The organism is Pseudomonas sp. LBUM1671, assembly GCF_059695685.1.
On the sequence record NZ_CP166782.1, the window covers coordinates 72,041 to 89,073 of the forward strand.

Below are 17,033 nucleotides of genomic sequence, written 5' to 3' on the forward strand. Positions count from 1 at the left end.
CATTAACAAAAATGGGGCGCATTGAATGCGCCCCATTTTTTTATGCCCGAAACACCGCCCCTGTGGGAGCGAGCCTGCTCGCGATAGCGGTATAAGCCTTGACACAAATGTTGAATGTACCGGCCCCATCGCGAGCAGGCTCGCTCCCACAGGGTTTGTGGTGTTTATTTGCGGCTGAGCATCACCGGCAATTGTGCCACCAGTTTCTGGTTGTTCAACGGCGCGCGAATGAACCCGCGCTGTGTCCCGTCAGGCCCGATCACCGCGAGGTTGCCGCTGTGATCAACTGTGTAATTCGGCTTGCTGGTGTCCGCCGGAATGAACGGAATACTCACCGCGTTGGCCAGTTTCTGAATGTCTTCAACCGACGCCGCCGTCAGGCCTTGGAACTGCGGATCGAAGTAGCCCAGGTATTGCTTGAGCTGCTGGGGCGTATCGCGATTCGGGTCGACGCTGACCAGAATGATCTGCAACTTGGCCACAGCCTCTGGCGGCAGTTCGCTCTTGATCTGACGCAGTTGGGCGAGGGTGGTCGGGCAAATGTCCGGGCAGAAGGTGTAGCCGAAGAACAGCAGCGACCACTTGTCTTTCAGCTCGTTGACCGCCACTGGTTTGCCGTCCTGATCGGTCATCGTCACGTTTGGCAGGTTGCGGCTTTGCGGCAGCAAAATGATCCCGGCGTCGATCAACGCCGTCGGATCGCCCTCGCCTTTGCCCGACAGCACTTTGTTGATGGTCAGGCCCATAACCAGCGCGATCAGGGCGACGAGGATGAAGACGGTTTTCTGAGTTCGAGTCATAGGTTCAACAATAAGTAGTGGTCAACGAGCAGCGCGATAAACAGCAGGAACAAGTAGTAAATAGAGTACTTGAAGGTGTTGATCGCCGCGTGCGGCCGAGTGCCACGGTACAGCACCACGGCCCATTGTAGAAACCTTGCGCCCAGTCCCAGGGCGCAAATCAGGTAGAGCATGCCGCTCATGTGAATCACGTACGGCATCAGGCTCACGGCCAGCAGCGCAAAGGTATAAAGCAGGATGTGGACCTTGGTGTAGTGCTCGCCATGGGTCACCGGCAGCATCGGAATGTCGGCCTTGGCGTATTCCTCTTTGCGGTGAATGGCCAGCGCCCAGAAGTGCGGCGGGGTCCAGGCGAAGATGATCAGCACCAGCAGCAAGGGCTCGGCGCTGATATGACCGGTGGCAGCGGTCCAGCCGAGCAGCGGCGGAGCAGCACCGGCGAGGCCACCGATGACAATGTTCTGCGGCGTCGCACGTTTCAGGAAACCGGTATAGACCACCGCATAACCGAGCAAGGACGCGAGGGTCAGCCAGGCCGTCAGCGCGTTGGTGAAGGCCAGCAGCACGGCTTGCCCCAGCACCGCCAGGACCAGGGCAAACGTCAGCGCCGCCGCCGGAGACACCCGGCCTTCGGCCAAGGGACGTTTGTGGGTTCGGGCCATCACCGCATCGATGCGCCGGTCCACCACATGATTCACCGCCGCCGCACCCCCGGCACACAACGCAATCCCCAGGTTGCCGAACACCAGCACCGTCCACGGCACTCCGGCGCGGGTCGCGAGGAACATGCCGACCAGCGAAGTGATGAGCATCAGCACCACCACTTTTGGCTTGGTCAGCTCCAGATAGTCGCGCCAGATTGCCTGACTGTGACGTTCGCCGATCAGAGTCGCCATGGCATCTCTCCTTTTATTGTTATGGGCCCGGCTGAGTGTTTGCGCGGGCTGAACCGCCAGCGCGCAGGGGATTGCTGTTTGACCCGAACCAGGCTGGTTCGCGCGTGATAATTGACCAGTACCATCGTCAGCAACAGTGCTGCGCCGCCGGCGTTGTGAGCGACGGCGACGGGCAGCGGCAGGTGAAAAATCACGTTGCTGATGCCCAGGGTGATCTGAGCCGCGAGGGCGATCAGCACCAGCCCCGCCAGACGCGTCATACCGACTACTTTCAATTGCCAGGCCAGCCCCAGCAACGCCAGCGTCACCAGCATCGCGCCGATACGGTGAGTCAGATGAATCGCCGTGCGTGCATCACTGTCCAGTTGCCCGCCGAGGTAATTGGGGCCGATGTGTTGAGTCAGGTGAAAACCGTTGGCGAAATCAGCCGGCGGCAGCCATTGCCCGTGGCAGGTCGGAAAGTCGATGCAAGCCACCGCCGCATAGTTGGAACTGACCCAGCCACCGAGGGCAATTTGCAGGATCACCAGCAGCAACCCGGCCGTCGCCCAGTGCTGCAAACGTCGGGGCACGGTCAGCGCCGGCAGTACGCCGGACAGGCGCAACGTCAGCAAAAACAGCAGGCTCAAGGTCGCAAAACCGCCGAGCAGATGCCCGGTCACCACTTGCGGCCAGAGCTTGAGCGTCACCGTCCACATGCCGAACGCCGCTTGGGCGATCACCACCGCCAGCAGAAACAACGGCAACTTCACCGGTTGCCCCGGATGACGGCGATGCACCCAGGCACGACCGGCCAGCACCGAGATCAAAAGGCCGAGCGTGCCGGCGAAATAGCGGTGGACCATCTCGTTCCAGCCTTTGTGGGCTTCAACGGGCGCATCGGGAAAATGCAATTCGGCATGGGCCAATTGGGCTTCGCTTTTCGGCACGCTGATAAAGCCGTAGCAACCGGGCCAGTCCGGGCAACCGAGGCCGGCGTGGGTCAGGCGGGTATAGGCGCCGAGCAACACCACAATCAGTGCCAGCAAGGTGGCAAACAGCGCGAGGCGAAATCCAGGTTTGGCCATGACGATGCCCTTATCCGATGTTCGACAGTTTCAGCAGATGCCGAAGGTCGTTGAGCAAGTCCTTACCCTTCACCGTCGGGTCATAACGCAGCACCAGATTGCCGTGCGGGTCGATGATCCACAGTTGCGGCGCGGTCTTGTCTCCCGCTGTTTTGGTGAACGTGGTCAGGTCCATTGGGTAGCGTTGCAGTTGCGGGTATTCGCGGGTCAGCTTGGCGTCGTAATCACTGCTTAGCGGTTGCGCCGCAGCCAACGCGTGACTGGCGCGCCCGGCATCGCGGCCGAGGCCGATCTGGATCTGCCGAGCCAGATAAACCAGTTGCTGACAGTCCACCGAACACTCCTTGGGCGCCGTGACCAGCAATTGCCAACGCTCCTCCTGCGCCTGCACGCCAAGGTCGGCGCGGGTCTGGCCGTTGCCGATCAGCTCGCCGTGATAACTGCGGCCCTCCGGCACCCAGAACTGCAATTTGTACATGCCGGTGGCGAGGATCATCGGACCGATCACCCCAAGCAGGATCAGCAGCAACTGCAAGCGACCCTTGCGCCGACTCGCCGGCGTTTTCGCCTCAGACATGCTGGGTGGATTCATGGCCGCTCCCATGGTGTTTCTCCTTTGCGTTGTGCCAGCCGAGATAGAGATAAAGGCCGAACAGGGCGATCGACATGGCGAACCACTGCACGGCATAAGCGATATGTTTTTCCGGCCCCATGGCCACCACCGGCCAATCGGCCTGGTAGGACGCGGGGCCGGTTTCTGCGCGTAATTCGTAGGCAAAACCGTCACGATCGAGCGCTGTCCACAGCTTGGCCGGTTCGACGGCGGTGATCAGTTGTGGCCAGGTGGTGGTGCTCGGATCGGCGTGCAATTGGAAAGTGGCGCCGGGGGAGACGTAGACCCAGGCATCCAGGCTCAAGGCCTGAGTCGGGGTGGTGAATTGGGGCGGGGTGCGCCGGTCCGGCCACGGCAGCCAGCCGCGATTGACCAGCAGCCAGAGCCCGGTCGCCTGATCCTGAAACGGTTGCAGCAGTTCGACGCCAACCTTGCCGTCGCGCTGGCGGTTATCCAGCAGCAGGCTGTGCGCGGCATCGAACTGGCCGTGAATTCGAACCCGGCGAAAGGTTGGATCCTCGGTGTGTTGCAGCTCGGTACTGGCCATCGGATCCGCCGCGCGGCGCTCGGTGTAGCTTTGCAGCAGCGCGCTTTTCTCCGCGCCCCGGCTCAATTGCCAGAACCCCAGTGACACCAGCATGGGCAGCAGTAACGCGACCACGAGGGTCGGCACGATGCCCGGCCGGAAGCGCTTCATGGCGCCGCCAGAAAGTCGCTGGTTGCGATAGCTATACTCAAGTGCATCGCCTTTCCCCCGGAGTCTCACCATGCTCAAAGCAGCCATCGTCCTGATGCTGATTGCCACGGTTGTCAGCCTGTTCAGCGGCCTGTTTTTTCTGGTCAAGGACGACAGCAGCTCGAACCGCCTCGTCATTGCCTTGAGTGTTCGTGTTGCCCTGGCCGCTATAACCGTCGGCTTGATTGCCTGGGGTTTTTTCAGCGGCCAGCTGGTTTCTACTGCGCCTTGGTAAAGCCTCAGAGCACGTAGACGAAAACGAACAGCCCGATCCACACCACGTCCACGAAGTGCCAATACCAACTCGCCGCCTCGAAGCCGAACTGGTGCTCGTTATCGAAGTGCCCGCGCAGGACCCGCATCAGCATCACAAACAGAATGATGGTGCCCATGGTCACGTGGGCGCCGTGGAACCCGGTGAGCATGAAGAATGTTGCGCCGTAGATGCCGGAACCCAGGGTCAGGCCCAGTTCCTGATAGGCGTGGATGTATTCTTCGGCCTGAAAACCGAGGAATGCACAGCCGAGCAAGACAGTAATCGCCAGCCAGATTTTCAGTGCACCGCGATGGCCCTTTTTCAAGGCGTGGTGGGCGATGGTAATGGTGACGCTGGAACTCACCAGCAATACGGTATTGAGCAGCGGCAGGCCCCAGGGACTGATGACGTCCTTGGGTGCCGGGAAGAGTTTCGGGTCCGGGTTGTTCAGCAGCGGCCAGACGAACTCGAAGTTCGGCCACAGCATGTGGGCGAGGCCTTTGGCACCGTCACCGCCCAGCGATGGGCCAGTGATGTTGCGCACATAAAACAATGCACCGAAGAAGGCGATGAAGAACATCACCTCCGAGAAGATGAACCAGCTCATGCCCCAGCGGAACGAGCGATCCATCTGCGCGCTGTACAACCCCTGACGACTTTCCTTGATCACCGTCCCGAACCAGCCGAACAGCATGTAGGCCAGCAGCAGGCCGCCGACGAAAAAGATCAGCGGGCCGTGGGATTCGGGGCGCGCAGCTTTCAGGTCGTTGAACCAGGTAGCCAGGCCGAACACGGTGACGAACATACCGACGGTGGCGATGATCGGCCATTTGCTCTGGGCCGGTACGTAATAGTGTTCATGAGTTGCCATTTATTGTTCTCCTTATCGGGCACGCTCAGCCGCCAGTGTTTACAGCCACCGGGGGATGTCGGGCGGTGATATCGAACAGCGTGTAGGACAGCGTCAGGTGCTTCACTTCCTTGGGCATGTCTCGGTCAACGATGAAACGTACCGGCATCTCGATCCGTTGACCGGGCTGCAGCACTTGCTGGGTAAAGCAGAAACATTCGGTCTTGTGGAAGTACGCCGCAGCATTGCTCGGCGCGATGCTCGGCACCGCCTGGGCGCTCATCGGGCGATCGGTCGGGTTGTGCGCGATGAAAATCATCTCGTTCACCGCCCCCGGGTTGGCCGTCAGCTCGTCACTCTTGGGATAGAAATCCCAGGACATGTCGGCGGCATTGGTCGACAGGAACTGCACGCGCACCTGCCGCGACGTGTCGACCGTCTGCTCGCCTTCGTACTGCCCGGAGGTCTTGCCATTGATGCCGAACGCCTTGCACATCACGTCGTAGATCGGCACCAGGGCAAAACCGAAGACAAACATCGCCACCACCACCAACAGCAGGCGGGTGACCAGCTTCTTCATCGAAATCGAGTCAGCCATGATTTCCAGCCTCTACGCATAACCCGATAGGAGCGGGCCTTTGTGGCGAGGGAGCTTGCTCCCGCTGGGTCGCGAAGCGGCCCCAAAAGCTTGGCGTCTGCTTCGCAGCCGAGCGGGAGCAAGCTCCCTCGCCACACAAGCTCGCTTCCACAAAGGCAAGGCTGTTCATTTCACTTCCGGCGGTGTGGTGAAGGTGTGATACGGCGCCGGTGACGGGACGCTCCATTCCAGGCCTTCCGCGCCATCCCATGGTTTGGCCGGTGCTGGCTCGCCGCCGCGAATGGTCTTGATCACGATGAACAGGAAGAAGATCTGCGTGGCGCCGAACATGAATGCGCCGATCGACGACACCATGTTGAAGTCGGCGAATTGCAGGTTGTAGTCGGGAATCCGCCGCGGCATGCCCGCCAGCCCCACGAAGTGCATCGGGAAGAACGCCATGTTCATGCCGATGAACGAGAGCCAGAAGTGCAGCTTGCCGAGGGTTTCGTCGTACATGTGGCCGGTCCATTTCGGCAGCCAGTAGTAGGCCGAGGCGAAGATCCCGAAGATCGCCCCCGGCACCAGTACGTAGTGGAAGTGCGCTACCACAAAATACGTGTCCTGGTACTGGAAGTCCGCCGGTGCGATGGCCAGCATCAGTCCGGAGAAGCCGCCGATGGAGAACAGGATCACGAACGCCACCGCGAACAGCATCGGCGTCTCGAAGGTCAGCGAGCCCTGCCACATGGTGCTGGCCCAGTTGAACACCTTCACGCCCGTTGGCACCGCGATCAGCAGCGTGGCGTACATGAAGAACAGCTCGCCCACCAGCGGAATGCCGACCACGAACATGTGGTGCGCCCAGACGATGAATGACAGGAAGGCAATACTGGCCGTGGCATAGACCATCGAGGTGTAGCCAAACAGCGGCTTGCGCGAAAAGGCTGGAATGATCGAGCTGACGGCACCGAAGGCCGGCAGGATCATGATGTACACCTCGGGGTGACCGAAGAACCAGAACACGTGCTGGAACAACACCGGGTCACCGCCACCGGCGGCACTGAAGAAACTGGTGCCGAAGTGGATGTCCATCAGCATCATCGTCACGCAGCCGGCCAGTACCGGCATCACTGCGATCAGCAGGAACGCGGTAATCAGCCAGGTCCAGACGAACAGCGGCATTTTCATCAGCGTCATGCCGGGGGCACGCAGGTTGAGAATGGTGGCGATCACGTTGATCGCGCCCATGATCGAACTGATCCCCATCAAGTGGATGGCAAAGATGAAGAACGTCACGCTTTCCGGCGCGTAGGTCGTCGACAGCGGGGCGTAGAACGTCCAGCCGAAGTTCGGTCCGCCCCCGGGGGTGAACAGGGTCGACACTAGCAGGATGAACGCCGCCGGCAGCAGCCAGAAGCTGAAGTTGTTCATCCGTGGCAGTGCCATGTCCGGCGCGCCGATCATCAACGGGATCATCCAGTTGGCGAGGCCGACGAAAGCCGGCATCACCGCACCGAAGACCATGACCAGACCGTGCATGGTGGTCATCTGGTTGAAGAATTCCGGCTGGACGATCTGCAGGCCCGGCTGGAACAGTTCGGCGCGAATCACCATCGCGAACGAACCGCCGAGCAAGAACATGGAGAACGCAAACCACAGGTACAGCGTGCCGATGTCCTTGTGGTTGGTGGTCAGCACCCACCGCATCAGGCCTTTGGCGGGACCGTGGGCGTGGTCGGCATGACCATGGTCATCGATGACGGCGCTCATGGCTTGTCTCCTGCAAACAGATGGGCTGGGCAGGCCGGGGCGCGCTGCCCCGACCGGTTCCTTGGTTGCGCAATAGACCGGGTCATTTGCTTTCCGCCTGTTTCAGCTCCAGCACTTCTTTAGGAGTGACCATGTCGCCTTTGTTGTTGCCCCAGGCGTTACGTTCGTAGGTCACGACCGCTGCGATATCGACTTCCGAGAGCTGCTTGCCGAACGCCGCCATAGAGGTGCCAGGCTTGCCGTGGAAGACAATGCTCAGGTGATCCTTGATCGGGCCGGTAGCGATTTTCGAGCCCTTGAGTGCCGGGAACATCGGCGGCAAGCCTTGACCTTCGGCCTGGTGACAGGCTACGCACGTGGTGTGATAGACCTTGTCGCCGCGCTCCTTGAGCTCCTCGAGGGTCCATTCCTTGCTGGTCAGCTCTTTAAGCTGCAGGGCTTCGGCTTTGCGCTCGGCCAGCCATTTTTCGTAATCGGCCTTTTCCTTGACCTCGACCACGATTGGCATGAAGCCGTGGTCCTTGCCGCACAATTCGGCGCACTGGCCACGGTAGATGCCGGGCTTGTCGACGCGGGTCCAGGCTTCGTTGACGAACCCGGGAATCGCATCGCGCTTGACCGCAAAGGCCGGCACCCACCAGGAGTGGATAACGTCGGCGGACGTGACGAGGAAACGCACCTTGGCGCCAATCGGCAGCACTAAAGGCTTGTCGACCTCGAGCAAGTAATGCTCGCCCTTGGTTTCCTTGTTGTGGATCTGATCGGCGGGGGTCGTCAGGTTGCTGAAGAACTCGACGTCCTGGCCCAGGTATTTGTAGTGCCACTTCCACTGATAACCGGTGACCTGGATATCGATATCCGGCTCACTGGCGTCGTACATCTTGATCAGGGTTGCCGTCGCAGGAACCGCCATGGCCACCAGGATCAGGAAGGGCACGATGGTCCAGAGGATTTCAACGGTGGTGCTTTCATGAAATTTTGCGGCCACCTGCCCTGTGGAGCGGCGGTGGACCATCATCGACCAGAACATGGCGCCGAAGACGATGATGCCGATCACTACACAGATCCAGAAAATGGTCATGTGCAGGTCAAATACTGCGTGACTGATTTCAGTCGCTCCCGGCGCCATATTCACAGTCCAGGCGGCTTGCGCCTGACTGAAAATCGACCACAACAGGAGGCCCATCCAGACATGTGGATGTCGCATCATTGCGGGTTCCCCTTATCGTTCTTGTTATCCCGCCGGCTTTCACCTGCGGCAAGGGAGCGGCTTTTTCAGACTACGAAACTTGAATCGCCGAGCCTTGCTGCGTGTGCAGTCGGGCGTCATCAGCTAACTCCATTCCCACCCGAGTATAGACAGCGACTGCTACCTCGCAATGTGATGGCGTAAATGATCTGAAACAGCTGGGGCTTGTGTTCAAGGTCACGAATGGAGAAGGATGCAGACGAGTGGTGGCAAATCGATATAACGGAGGCGTCTCAAGGATGAAACAATTATGACAAATGCGTCTTAGCATTTTTCATAAGCCAGCTAAGTTATGTCTTCCCTATTTCATTGCCTTTGTTTCCTGGAGTTTTCATGAACACCGCCGCATTGCGCGAGCAGATCCAAAAAGCCCAACAACATGAGGCCGAGACCGGCCTGCTGACTCGTCAGCTTGAAACCCAATTGCCACACCTTCACTCCGCCATCCAATTGCCGGATGTCGACGCCAATGGCGTGATGACGCGTTTTGTGGCCGCGTATATAGAGCAAGTGCCAGACCTGCTGGACGCAGCCAATGAAGTCGCCAGGGAAGCGGGCATCGAATCACAGATCAAGCCGGTGCTGAACATCGCCGAGCAGTTCTTCCTCCAGCCGCCGGCAATCATGGCCGGTCATGTCGGCCTGGACAGCCTGCTGGACGAAGCCTATCTGGCGCATCGGTTGGTGGAAGAGGTCAATGACCTGTACATCAAGCATTTTGGCCAGCCACTGATCCCCTTGGACATGACTGTTGCCAACCTGATAGCCCACCAACTGATCGGCGAGGAATTTGCCAATCAACTGGATGAGGCGGTGCATCACGCGGTGGACGAGATGCTTAATGAAGACAGTTTCGCGCTGGAGTCCGTGGAGGCCTACCGCGAAAAACTCAACAGCCCGGACACCGGCGCTGCGTGGAAACGCTGGCCGTGCCTGTCGCGCCAGTTGGGTGTAGGGCTGGAGCTGGATCAGCCGGCTGCCTGATTCTTTGGAATCGACACCATCCCTGTGGGAGCGAGCCTGCTCGCGATAGCGGTGCATCAGTCGACATTAATGTTGAATGACACACCGCTATCGCGAGCAGGCTCGCTCCCACACTGTTTTCTACGCGGCTGAACCTACTCCGGTGGTCGTGCGCAACCGCCCTTCCAACCTGCGCTTCAACCCCCGCGCCTCAATCAGCAGCTTCGAACCCTTGGCTGCATTGGCCCGGCCCCATTCCTCGAACAATTCCAGACACGAATGATCGATGTAGCTCAGATTGTTGAGCGGCACATGCACCGTCGCGCCTGCGGGAATGGTCCCCAGCACCTGGGTCAGCGCCGGCACCTTGAGAAAGGTCGCGGCCCCCGTCAGTCGCAACTCCATCTCTCCTTCAGCTGGCAGGTCGATCAGGCTGATTTTCAGCCGTGAAGCCTTCCAGGCCAGTTTGGCCAACGTCAGTCCGAAGCCAATCAGCACGCCGGTCAGCAGATCGGTGAAGATGATAGCCAGCGCTGTCGCCGCGTAAGTGAACATCGGCATCCGGCCATAACGGCCCAGACCGCGGAAGGCCTTGAGGTCGACCAGTTTGAAACCGGTGTACACCAGCACGCCCGCCAGGCTCGCCACCGGAATGCTTTGCAGTACGCTGGACAGCAGCAACACGAACGCCAGCAGCCACAGACCGTGGAAGATCGCCGACATGCGCGTGGTGGCGCCAGCCTGGACGTTGGCCGAACTGCGCACGATCACGCCGGTCATGGGCAGCGCACCCAGCAGACCGCAGAGCATGTTGCCGACACCTTGGGCCGACAATTCCCGATCAAAGTCGGAACGCTGGCCACTGTGCATGCGGTCCACCGCTGCTGCCGAAAGCAAGGTTTCAGCGCTGGCGATGAAGGCTACGGCGAAAGCGGCGATCAATAACGTCGGGTCGGCCAGATTGAGCAAGTCGGCAGGCTTCAGCCAGTCGATGGCCTCCGCCAGGTTGGCTGGAACTTCCACGCGTTTGACCTGCAAGGCGAGCATCAGGCTCGCGACCGTCGCCAGGCCTACGCCAAGCAACGCGCCGGGAATGAAGCGCAGGGAATGGGGACGGAATTTCTCCCACAGCCACATCACCGCAATCGTCGACAGCCCCAGTAAACCGGCTTGCCAGCCAAGGGAAGGCAGGGCCTGGATGACGGCAGCCGGGAAGGCCGCCAGGTTATCCAGCCCGGAAGGCTTGGGCACGGCGTCGAGCATCACATGCACCTGTGAGAGCACGATCAACACGCCAATCCCGGCGAGCATGCCGTACACCACCGCTGGCGCCGTCACCCGAAACCAGCAACCCAGCTTGAAGCGCCCAGCCATCAGTTGCAGAAAACCCGCCAGCAGCAGGATGGGCCCGAGCATGGCGATGCCATGCTGGCGCACCAGTTCGAACACCAGAACCGCCAGGCCCGCCGCCGGGCCACTGACTTGCAGCGGTGACCCGGCAAGCCAGCCCACCACCAGACCACCGATGATCCCCGTGATCAAACCTTTGGCCGGTGGCAGACCCGAGGCGATGGCGATGCCCATGCACAAGGGCAGGGCGACCAGAAACACAACCACGGAAGCCAGCAGCTCCCGTGGCAGAACAGCTTTAAGTTGAGCAGCACGCATGGTGACTCTCCCGACGTTTTCTTCAGGCGTGGCAAAGCCAGGCTGCTTGATCAGCAGCCCCGGCTAAAACACACAAGGATTTAGGAGGATTTAGAAGCGCGCTTTAGGCGTCGCCACCGGAATCGGATGGCTGCCATCAAGCGGCAGGAAACACCCTTTGTCGGCGTCGTAAGCTCTGATTTCGCTGGTTTCGATGTTGTAGATCCAACCATGAATAAACAGCTGACCGTTGGCCATGCGCGAGGCCACGGAAGGGTGCGTGCGCAGATGCTGCAGCTGAGCGATCACATTCTCTTCGGTGAGGACGTGCATGCTTTCGCTTTCGTCAGCGCAATGGCAGTTTTCCTGGACCATGGTTTTTGCCACTTCCGCATGACGCAGCCAGGCTTTGACCGTGGGCATTTTTTCCAGGCTTTGCGGGTTGAGCACGGCGCGCATCGCGCCACAGTCGGAATGTCCGCAAATGATGATGTGCTGTACGCCGAGGGCCAGGACCGCGTATTCGATGGCCGTGGAAACACCGCCGTTCATCTGCCCATAAGGCGGCACAACGTTGCCGACGTTACGGGTCACGAACAGGTCGCCGGGGGCGCTTTGGGTAATCAGCTCAGGAACAATGCGCGAGTCGGCGCAGGCGATAAACATCGCTCGCGGGCTTTGGGCCGTGGCGAGTTTTTTGAAGAGTTCTTCCTGCTGGGGAAAAACCTCGTGATGAAAATGCAAAAAGCCGTCAACGATGTGCTTCAGCGCTGCATCGGCGGTTTCCGCCTCGGGTTGGGCTGAAGCCGACGCAGCCAACGGCTGTTTATCCTTGTCACTCATGATTCATCCTCTTTGGCGGAGTCAGGGAATTTTCCCGTTTTGTCCGGTGTGAAGCCAGTGGCTGTTTAAAAAACATCCAGGTCGATAATCTCGACCCGTCAGTCACTCGATGAACAAGGTATCTGCCGAAACTTAACTCAAACTGAATCAAGCGCTCTAGAACGTGTGTTCCAGGTCACAAAAAACGTGACCAGCCTAATGGCCAAGTGCTTTTCCCACTACTCAACCATAGGCCAATTGTCCTCAAATCAATGACATCTGGCGACCCGGCGGACAGAAGGCGTCGCAATCCAGATTAAAGCCTTCGCGATGATTGAGCCCCAAACGTTTGATGGTTTTGGCAAAGCGTTGCGCCAACAGATCGGCAAACGGCCCTTCACCACGCATCCGGGCGCCAAACCGACTGTCGTAGAGCTCTCCGCCACGGCTCTGGCGGATCAGGCTCAACACATGCGCGGCACGTTGCGGATAGTGGGCGGCCAGCCATTCTTCGAACAGCGGCGCCACTTCCAGCGGCAGACGCAACATCATATAGGCCGCGCTCTGGGCGCCGGCGGCATGCGCCTCGGCGAGCAGGCTTTCGAGTTCGCTGTCGTTGATCATCGGAATCATCGGCGAACACAGCACCCCCACCGGGATCCCGGCTTCACGCATCACCCGGATCGCCCGCAGCCGGGCCTTGGGCGCCGCCGCGCGCGGTTCGAGGATGCGTTTGAGTTCATCGTCCAAAGTGGTGAGGCTGATCATCACGGCCACGAGCCTCTGCTCGGCGAGTTCGGCCAGCAGGTCCAGATCCCGAAGAATGAGTGAGCCCTTGGTAATGATGGTCACCGGATGGCGATAACGCAGCAGCACTTCAAGGGTCTTGCGGGTGATTTTGTGTTCGCGCTCGATCGGCTGATAAGGATCGGTGTTGGAACCCAGGTTGATCGGCGCACATTGGTAACCGTGCTTGGACAGCTGTTCTTCCAGCACATCGGCGGCGTTGGTCTTCGCGATCAGTTTGGTTTCGAAGTCGAGCCCCGGTGACATGTCCCAATATGCATGGCTGGGTCGCGCATAGCAGTAGATGCAACCGTGCTCGCAGCCTCGGTAGGGATTGATTGAGCGATCGAAGGGCAAGTCCGGCGAGTTGTTGCGGGTGATGATGGTTTTCGCCGTTTCGATGCGCACTTCCGTGCCCTGGGTGATCGGCGCTTCCTGATACCAGCCGTCATCCTCGGCCACCGAGCGATTCGGTGCGAAGCGGTTGTGCGGGTTGGTTGCGGTGCCGCGGCCGCGAGGTGGCAGAGGAGTAGCCATCGACATGATCCTTTAGCTGTATGTTCATACAGTATAGGGCCTCAATCGAATAGGCCAGTGCCGTTCGGCGCCTGAAATTTTTCAAGTATTGACTATTTGTCTCTTACTAGTGAGTTCCTTGTAATTATGAGAAACAGATAGAAAGTAGATTAGTTATAAGCAATCGGTATTATTGCGCTTCGCACGAAGTTGTCGTGTTATCACTATTAAAAGGATTTAGTTTAATGTCGAATTACAATCAGCGTGGTGTTTTTCTTCAACTGTTAACCCCGTCCATTTCTAGTCCGAAAGAAGTTCGGGTGTCTATGCAGTTTGCTTTGAAAGAAGAAGGTTACGACCCGGAAAACCGTAGCGCCACATACTCCCTGCTGGATTCGACCTCCCGCGAGGCTGTGTCGAATGATGGCGGCGTGACCTTCACCATGGGAAACACACCTGATGTGGACGATGATGGTGATATCGACGCGCAGGACAAGGCTGTTCTGATTGCGCTGGCGAAAGCGTATTCGAAAATCATCAATCCTTGAATACTATCGGGTACCTGCAACTTATAAGTTGGGGTGTGAGTGTACGTTAATCAGCGTTGAATAAAGCGATACGGAAATCCGTATCGCTTTTTTGTTGCTCGTTACTTACCCTGACGAAGCCAGGTGCGAACGGTTAAATTCACGATTCTTTGACAACTGACTCACAGGACTTTGACTGCTCAGTGTTGAAACTATGTGGCATCTAACCACCTTTCCCCACACGGTCGTCCGATCATGTCCCGATTGCGCCTTTTACCTGTGACGTTCCTGTTGTCGCTGGCTTCCCTTTTCAATCTGACAGTGGCCTGCGCAGATGAAACCGCGCCACCCCGCCCGGCGGAATGGGCTCAATCGGTCGAGGTGCAATACAACCTCTATCAGATGTCCCCGACACTGTACCGCAGTGCGTTGCCCGACAGCGGTGCCGTACCGTTGTTGAAGAAACTCAACGTCGCGACCGTCATCACTTTTCTGCCCGAGACAGATTCAAGCTGGTTGTCCACACCGGGCATTGCTCAGGTGCAGCTGCCCTATCGCACCAATCACGTGGATGACGCGCAGGTGCTCAAAGCCCTTCGTGCCATCCAGACCGCCGAATCCAGGGGGCTGGTGCTCATGCACTGCAAACACGGTTCGGACCGCACCGGCCTGATGGCGGCGATGTATCGCGTGGTGGTGCAAGGCTGGAGCAAGGAAGACGCTCTGAACGAAATGACCGAGGGCGGCTTTGGTGACAGCCACCATTTCAAGGACAGTGTGCGTTACATGATGCAGGCCGATGCCGAGAAGCTTCGGACCGCTCTGGCCAACGGCGATTGCAGCACCAGCCCGTTTGCTGCCTGCTCGATGAAGAACTGGTTCCAATCGGCCCACGTCGAATGAGCCTCGGTTCAACGGCCAGCGGCAACTGGCGCAGGCGCGAAGAAATTCTCGGCAATCGGCCGTCCGAGAAATTCTTCCAGTGCTACCAGCAGTGAGCGCGAATCACCCGGTTAAAAAAAGGCTTCGCGAAAGGCCCTGCCGGTTCGAGGGTTGAACACCCAGTCCTGTTGAAACCGTTTGAACGCTTCGGTCGCCAGTACACCCGACCATTTATAGGCGTAAACCGACGCCGCGTATCCGGTCACCATGTAATCGAAGCTGTTGGCGAATCGACTGTGGGGCGGCAGTTGCAGATGAGGAATTTCGCGCTGCACATCGTCGAAAATTTGCTCAACGCTACGGCTGTCACCTTGGCTGCGGTGCAATTCGAAGTCGAACAATGCGGCCATTAGCAACTCTGCGGTTTGCCGACTGGTCTGGGCGTGAATGGCTGCCAGCGCTGCGTCGACGCGGGCTTCGGTCAGGCGCTCGCCGGTCTGGTAATGAGCGGCCAGCCACAGCAGGAACTCCCGAGACAGGCACCATTGTTCGAACAGTTGTCCCGAAAACTCCGCCGTATCGCGTCCCAGTTGGGTAATACCGGACAGGCGATGGTGAGGCGAGCGGGTCAGAACATGCTGCAGGCAATGGCCGAACTCATGGAACAAAACGCGCAGGTCCTGATGGGAGAGGAGGCAGGGATGCTCGGCATTGCCGGGCGTGAAGTTGCCATGAAGCACAGCGATCGGCAGCGTCAATTGACCTTCGGCATCCACCCGTCGATTACGTCGCGTGGCGGTCCAGGCATAGTCCGGCGCTTCATCCCGATGAAAAGGGTCGATGTAAATATGCCCGATCACCAGGCCATGCTCGCTGATTTCAAACAGGCGCACGCTGTCATGCCAGCGGTTGATTACCTGCTGTTCGACGATCTGGATGCCAAACATTCGCTCGCTGAACAGGCAGAGCCGCTGCAATGTCCCGTCCAGCGGAAAGTACGCTCTCAGGTCTTTCAACGCCCCTCCGAGACGTTGCTGGCGTAATTGTTCGGCGAGAAACTCGTGGTCCCAAGGGTGGACTTCAGTCATGCCGCGCTCAAGCGCAAACGCCTTCAGTTCCTGCGCATCCTTCTCGAAGCTCGGTGTCGCCTGGATGATTTGCTGGCGCAGGAAACCGGTGACTTGCTCGGTGGACTCCGCCATTTCCGTGACCAGGCTCAGTTGCGCGAAGTTCTCATACCCAAGCAATTTGGCTTTCTGGTGGCGCAGTGACAACAGCAGCTCCAGCACCGGACCATTATCGAATTGCCCGTCGTGCGGGCCTTGATCCGACGCTCGGGTGGAGTAGGCGACAAAGTATTCTTCGCGCAGGGAGCGGTCTTCGGCATAGGCCATGACGCGAGTGAAGGTGTCTTGGTCCAGACGCATCAGCCAGCCTTCATGCCCCGCCTGTTGAGCGTTGCGCGCCAGACGCTCCAGCGTCGCCGCGGACAAACCGTTCAATTGCGTGACGTCGTCGATGCGTTTGCTCCAGGCCGCGCTGCTGCGTTCCAGGTTGGTCAGGAACAAGCTTCGCAGCACACCGATGTCGCGATTCAGCCGGGCCAGCGTCTGCTGTTGTTCGATGGGCAAGTCGATGCCGGACAAGCGAAACCTGCGCAGAATTTTGTTCAAGACGGCCTGTCGCGGCTCGTCGTAATTCACTGCGGCCGGACTCTGCGCCAGCCGCTGAAACGCGCGGAACAGCGCCTGATTACTCATCATTTCGGACTTGTACTGCGCAATGGCCTCGCTGCACTTGGCGCTCGCCTTGTCCCAGGTCTTGCCCTCATGTTTCACCGTTGAAAGGGTTTCGATAATGCCCATGACCTCTTCGAGGCGCGCATCGGTTTCATCAACGGCCAGTACCAGATCGTCCCAGGTCGGGATCGCGGATTGGCTCGCGACAATCCCGGCAATGGCCAGGCGGTTGTCAGCAATGACGGTGTCGATGGCGGGGACCAGATGTTCGGCGCGGATGTCCGGCCAGGGTGGCAGGTTCCAGCGCTGTAACAGTGGATTGGTATCAGGCATG

General features: G+C 59.0%; 17 protein-coding genes. 4 read left to right on the plus strand and 13 right to left on the minus strand.

The window, feature by feature from the left end; translation table 11 throughout:
* Positions 1-164: 164 nt before the first annotated feature.
* From ACA060_RS00335 to ACA060_RS00355, 5 genes are read right to left on the minus strand one after another with little or no spacing between them, the layout of a single operon-like run.
* Positions 165-800: an SCO family protein gene (locus ACA060_RS00335; protein WP_497314769.1), complete on the minus strand. Its 636-nt coding sequence runs from the start codon at positions 798-800 to the stop codon at positions 165-167.
* Positions 797-1,696 carry a heme o synthase gene (cyoE, locus tag ACA060_RS00340; protein ID WP_461956479.1) on the minus strand — a complete coding sequence of 300 codons (900 nt, stop codon included), beginning with the start codon at positions 1,694-1,696 and terminating at the stop codon, positions 797-799. Before cyoE ends, ACA060_RS00335 begins: the two co-directional genes overlap by 4 nt.
* Entirely contained in the window at positions 1,684-2,763 is a 1,080-nt protein-coding gene (locus tag ACA060_RS00345) for a COX15/CtaA family protein (protein ID WP_109627100.1), read from the minus strand. The genes cyoE and ACA060_RS00345 overlap by 13 nt, the downstream gene beginning before the upstream one ends.
* A 10-nt stretch (positions 2,764-2,773) precedes the next feature.
* On the minus strand, positions 2,774-3,367 hold the full coding sequence (locus tag ACA060_RS00350; RefSeq protein WP_109627102.1) for a PA_0111/PP_0108 family redox-active disulfide protein: 594 nt from the start codon (positions 3,365-3,367) through the stop codon (positions 2,774-2,776).
* Positions 3,333-4,073, minus strand: coding sequence for an SURF1 family protein (locus ACA060_RS00355; protein WP_497314771.1), 741 nt, complete (start codon positions 4,071-4,073; stop codon positions 3,333-3,335). Before ACA060_RS00355 ends, ACA060_RS00350 begins: the two co-directional genes overlap by 35 nt.
* A gap of 70 nt (positions 4,074-4,143) precedes the next feature.
* On the opposite strand from ACA060_RS00355, the gene ACA060_RS00360 reads away from it, so the two are divergent.
* Positions 4,144-4,347: a twin transmembrane helix small protein gene (locus ACA060_RS00360; protein WP_094469789.1), complete on the plus strand. Its 204-nt coding sequence runs from the start codon at positions 4,144-4,146 to the stop codon at positions 4,345-4,347.
* 4 nt (positions 4,348-4,351) lie between these two features.
* On the opposite strand, the gene ACA060_RS00365 is transcribed toward ACA060_RS00360, so the two are convergent.
* The 4 genes from ACA060_RS00365 to coxB form a co-directional block, all read right to left on the minus strand.
* Positions 4,352-5,239, minus strand: a complete 888-nt coding sequence (locus ACA060_RS00365) for a cytochrome c oxidase subunit 3 (RefSeq protein WP_109627106.1) — start codon at positions 5,237-5,239, stop codon at positions 4,352-4,354.
* Between the two features lie 25 nt (positions 5,240-5,264).
* Positions 5,265-5,816 (minus strand): cytochrome c oxidase assembly protein, encoded by a 552-nt coding sequence (locus ACA060_RS00370; protein WP_403105306.1) that lies wholly within the window; start codon positions 5,814-5,816, stop codon positions 5,265-5,267.
* Between the two features lie 165 nt (positions 5,817-5,981).
* Positions 5,982-7,568: a cytochrome c oxidase subunit I gene (gene ctaD / locus ACA060_RS00375; protein ID WP_497314773.1), complete on the minus strand. Its 1,587-nt coding sequence runs from the start codon at positions 7,566-7,568 to the stop codon at positions 5,982-5,984.
* 82 nt (positions 7,569-7,650) lie between these two features.
* The gene (gene coxB, locus ACA060_RS00380) at positions 7,651-8,778 is read right to left on the minus strand and encodes a cytochrome c oxidase subunit II (RefSeq protein ID WP_109627112.1); all 1,128 of its coding nucleotides are present in this window, start codon (positions 8,776-8,778) and stop codon (positions 7,651-7,653) included.
* 372 nt (positions 8,779-9,150) lie between these two features.
* Here coxB and ACA060_RS00385 point away from each other — a divergent pair, with 372 nt between their 5' ends.
* On the plus strand, positions 9,151-9,801 hold the full coding sequence (locus tag ACA060_RS00385; RefSeq protein WP_109627114.1) for a hypothetical protein: 651 nt from the start codon (positions 9,151-9,153) through the stop codon (positions 9,799-9,801).
* Between the two features lie 120 nt (positions 9,802-9,921).
* Here ACA060_RS00385 and ACA060_RS00390 read toward each other — a convergent pair whose 3' ends face one another.
* From ACA060_RS00390 to ACA060_RS00400, 3 genes are all read right to left on the minus strand, one after another.
* Positions 9,922-11,448: a SulP family inorganic anion transporter gene (locus tag ACA060_RS00390; RefSeq protein WP_497314776.1), complete on the minus strand. Its 1,527-nt coding sequence runs from the start codon at positions 11,446-11,448 to the stop codon at positions 9,922-9,924.
* Between the two features lie 90 nt (positions 11,449-11,538).
* Entirely contained in the window at positions 11,539-12,270 is a 732-nt protein-coding gene (locus ACA060_RS00395) for a carbonic anhydrase (protein WP_109627117.1), read from the minus strand.
* A gap of 243 nt (positions 12,271-12,513) precedes the next feature.
* Positions 12,514-13,572, minus strand: coding sequence for a PA0069 family radical SAM protein (locus ACA060_RS00400; RefSeq protein WP_497314778.1), 1,059 nt, complete (start codon positions 13,570-13,572; stop codon positions 12,514-12,516).
* Positions 13,573-13,796: 224 nt separating this feature from the next.
* Here ACA060_RS00400 and ACA060_RS00405 point away from each other — a divergent pair, with 224 nt between their 5' ends.
* On the plus strand, positions 13,797-14,099 hold the full coding sequence (locus ACA060_RS00405) for a hypothetical protein (RefSeq protein ID WP_109627121.1): 303 nt from the start codon (positions 13,797-13,799) through the stop codon (positions 14,097-14,099).
* Positions 14,100-14,333: 234 nt separating this feature from the next.
* Positions 14,334-14,981 (plus strand): phosphatase domain-containing protein, encoded by a 648-nt coding sequence (locus tag ACA060_RS00410; RefSeq protein ID WP_497314780.1) that lies wholly within the window; start codon positions 14,334-14,336, stop codon positions 14,979-14,981.
* Between the two features lie 110 nt (positions 14,982-15,091).
* On the opposite strand, the gene ACA060_RS00415 is transcribed toward ACA060_RS00410, so the two are convergent.
* Positions 15,092-17,032: a M3 family metallopeptidase gene (locus ACA060_RS00415; protein ID WP_497314782.1), complete on the minus strand. Its 1,941-nt coding sequence runs from the start codon at positions 17,030-17,032 to the stop codon at positions 15,092-15,094.
* Position 17,033: the final 1 nt, after the last annotated feature.

What these genes read in the sequence shown, in the direction of transcription:
- ACA060_RS00410 (WP_497314780.1), top strand. Translation starts at nt 14,334, where the DNA reads ATGTCCCGATTGCGCCTTTTACCTGTGACGTTCCTGTTGTCGCTGGCT.
- ACA060_RS00335 (WP_497314769.1), bottom strand. Translation starts at nt 800, where the DNA reads ATGACTCGAACTCAGAAAACCGTCTTCATCCTCGTCGCCCTGATCGCG.
- ACA060_RS00405 (WP_109627121.1), top strand. Translation starts at nt 13,797, where the DNA reads ATGTCGAATTACAATCAGCGTGGTGTTTTTCTTCAACTGTTAACCCCG.
- ACA060_RS00355 (WP_497314771.1), bottom strand. Translation starts at nt 4,073, where the DNA reads ATGAAGCGCTTCCGGCCGGGCATCGTGCCGACCCTCGTGGTCGCGTTA.
- ACA060_RS00350 (WP_109627102.1), bottom strand. Translation starts at nt 3,367, where the DNA reads ATGGGAGCGGCCATGAATCCACCCAGCATGTCTGAGGCGAAAACGCCG.
- ACA060_RS00365 (WP_109627106.1), bottom strand. Translation starts at nt 5,239, where the DNA reads ATGGCAACTCATGAACACTATTACGTACCGGCCCAGAGCAAATGGCCG.
- ACA060_RS00395 (WP_109627117.1), bottom strand. Translation starts at nt 12,270, where the DNA reads ATGAGTGACAAGGATAAACAGCCGTTGGCTGCGTCGGCTTCAGCCCAA.
- ACA060_RS00385 (WP_109627114.1), top strand. Translation starts at nt 9,151, where the DNA reads ATGAACACCGCCGCATTGCGCGAGCAGATCCAAAAAGCCCAACAACAT.
- cyoE (WP_461956479.1), bottom strand. Translation starts at nt 1,696, where the DNA reads ATGGCGACTCTGATCGGCGAACGTCACAGTCAGGCAATCTGGCGCGAC.
- ACA060_RS00390 (WP_497314776.1), bottom strand. Translation starts at nt 11,448, where the DNA reads ATGCGTGCTGCTCAACTTAAAGCTGTTCTGCCACGGGAGCTGCTGGCT.
- ACA060_RS00370 (WP_403105306.1), bottom strand. Translation starts at nt 5,816, where the DNA reads ATGGCTGACTCGATTTCGATGAAGAAGCTGGTCACCCGCCTGCTGTTG.
- coxB (WP_109627112.1), bottom strand. Translation starts at nt 8,778, where the DNA reads ATGATGCGACATCCACATGTCTGGATGGGCCTCCTGTTGTGGTCGATT.
- ACA060_RS00400 (WP_497314778.1), bottom strand. Translation starts at nt 13,572, where the DNA reads ATGGCTACTCCTCTGCCACCTCGCGGCCGCGGCACCGCAACCAACCCG.
- ACA060_RS00415 (WP_497314782.1), bottom strand. Translation starts at nt 17,032, where the DNA reads ATGCCTGATACCAATCCACTGTTACAGCGCTGGAACCTGCCACCCTGG.
- ACA060_RS00360 (WP_094469789.1), top strand. Translation starts at nt 4,144, where the DNA reads ATGCTCAAAGCAGCCATCGTCCTGATGCTGATTGCCACGGTTGTCAGC.
- ctaD (WP_497314773.1), bottom strand. Translation starts at nt 7,568, where the DNA reads ATGAGCGCCGTCATCGATGACCATGGTCATGCCGACCACGCCCACGGT.
- ACA060_RS00345 (WP_109627100.1), bottom strand. Translation starts at nt 2,763, where the DNA reads ATGGCCAAACCTGGATTTCGCCTCGCGCTGTTTGCCACCTTGCTGGCA.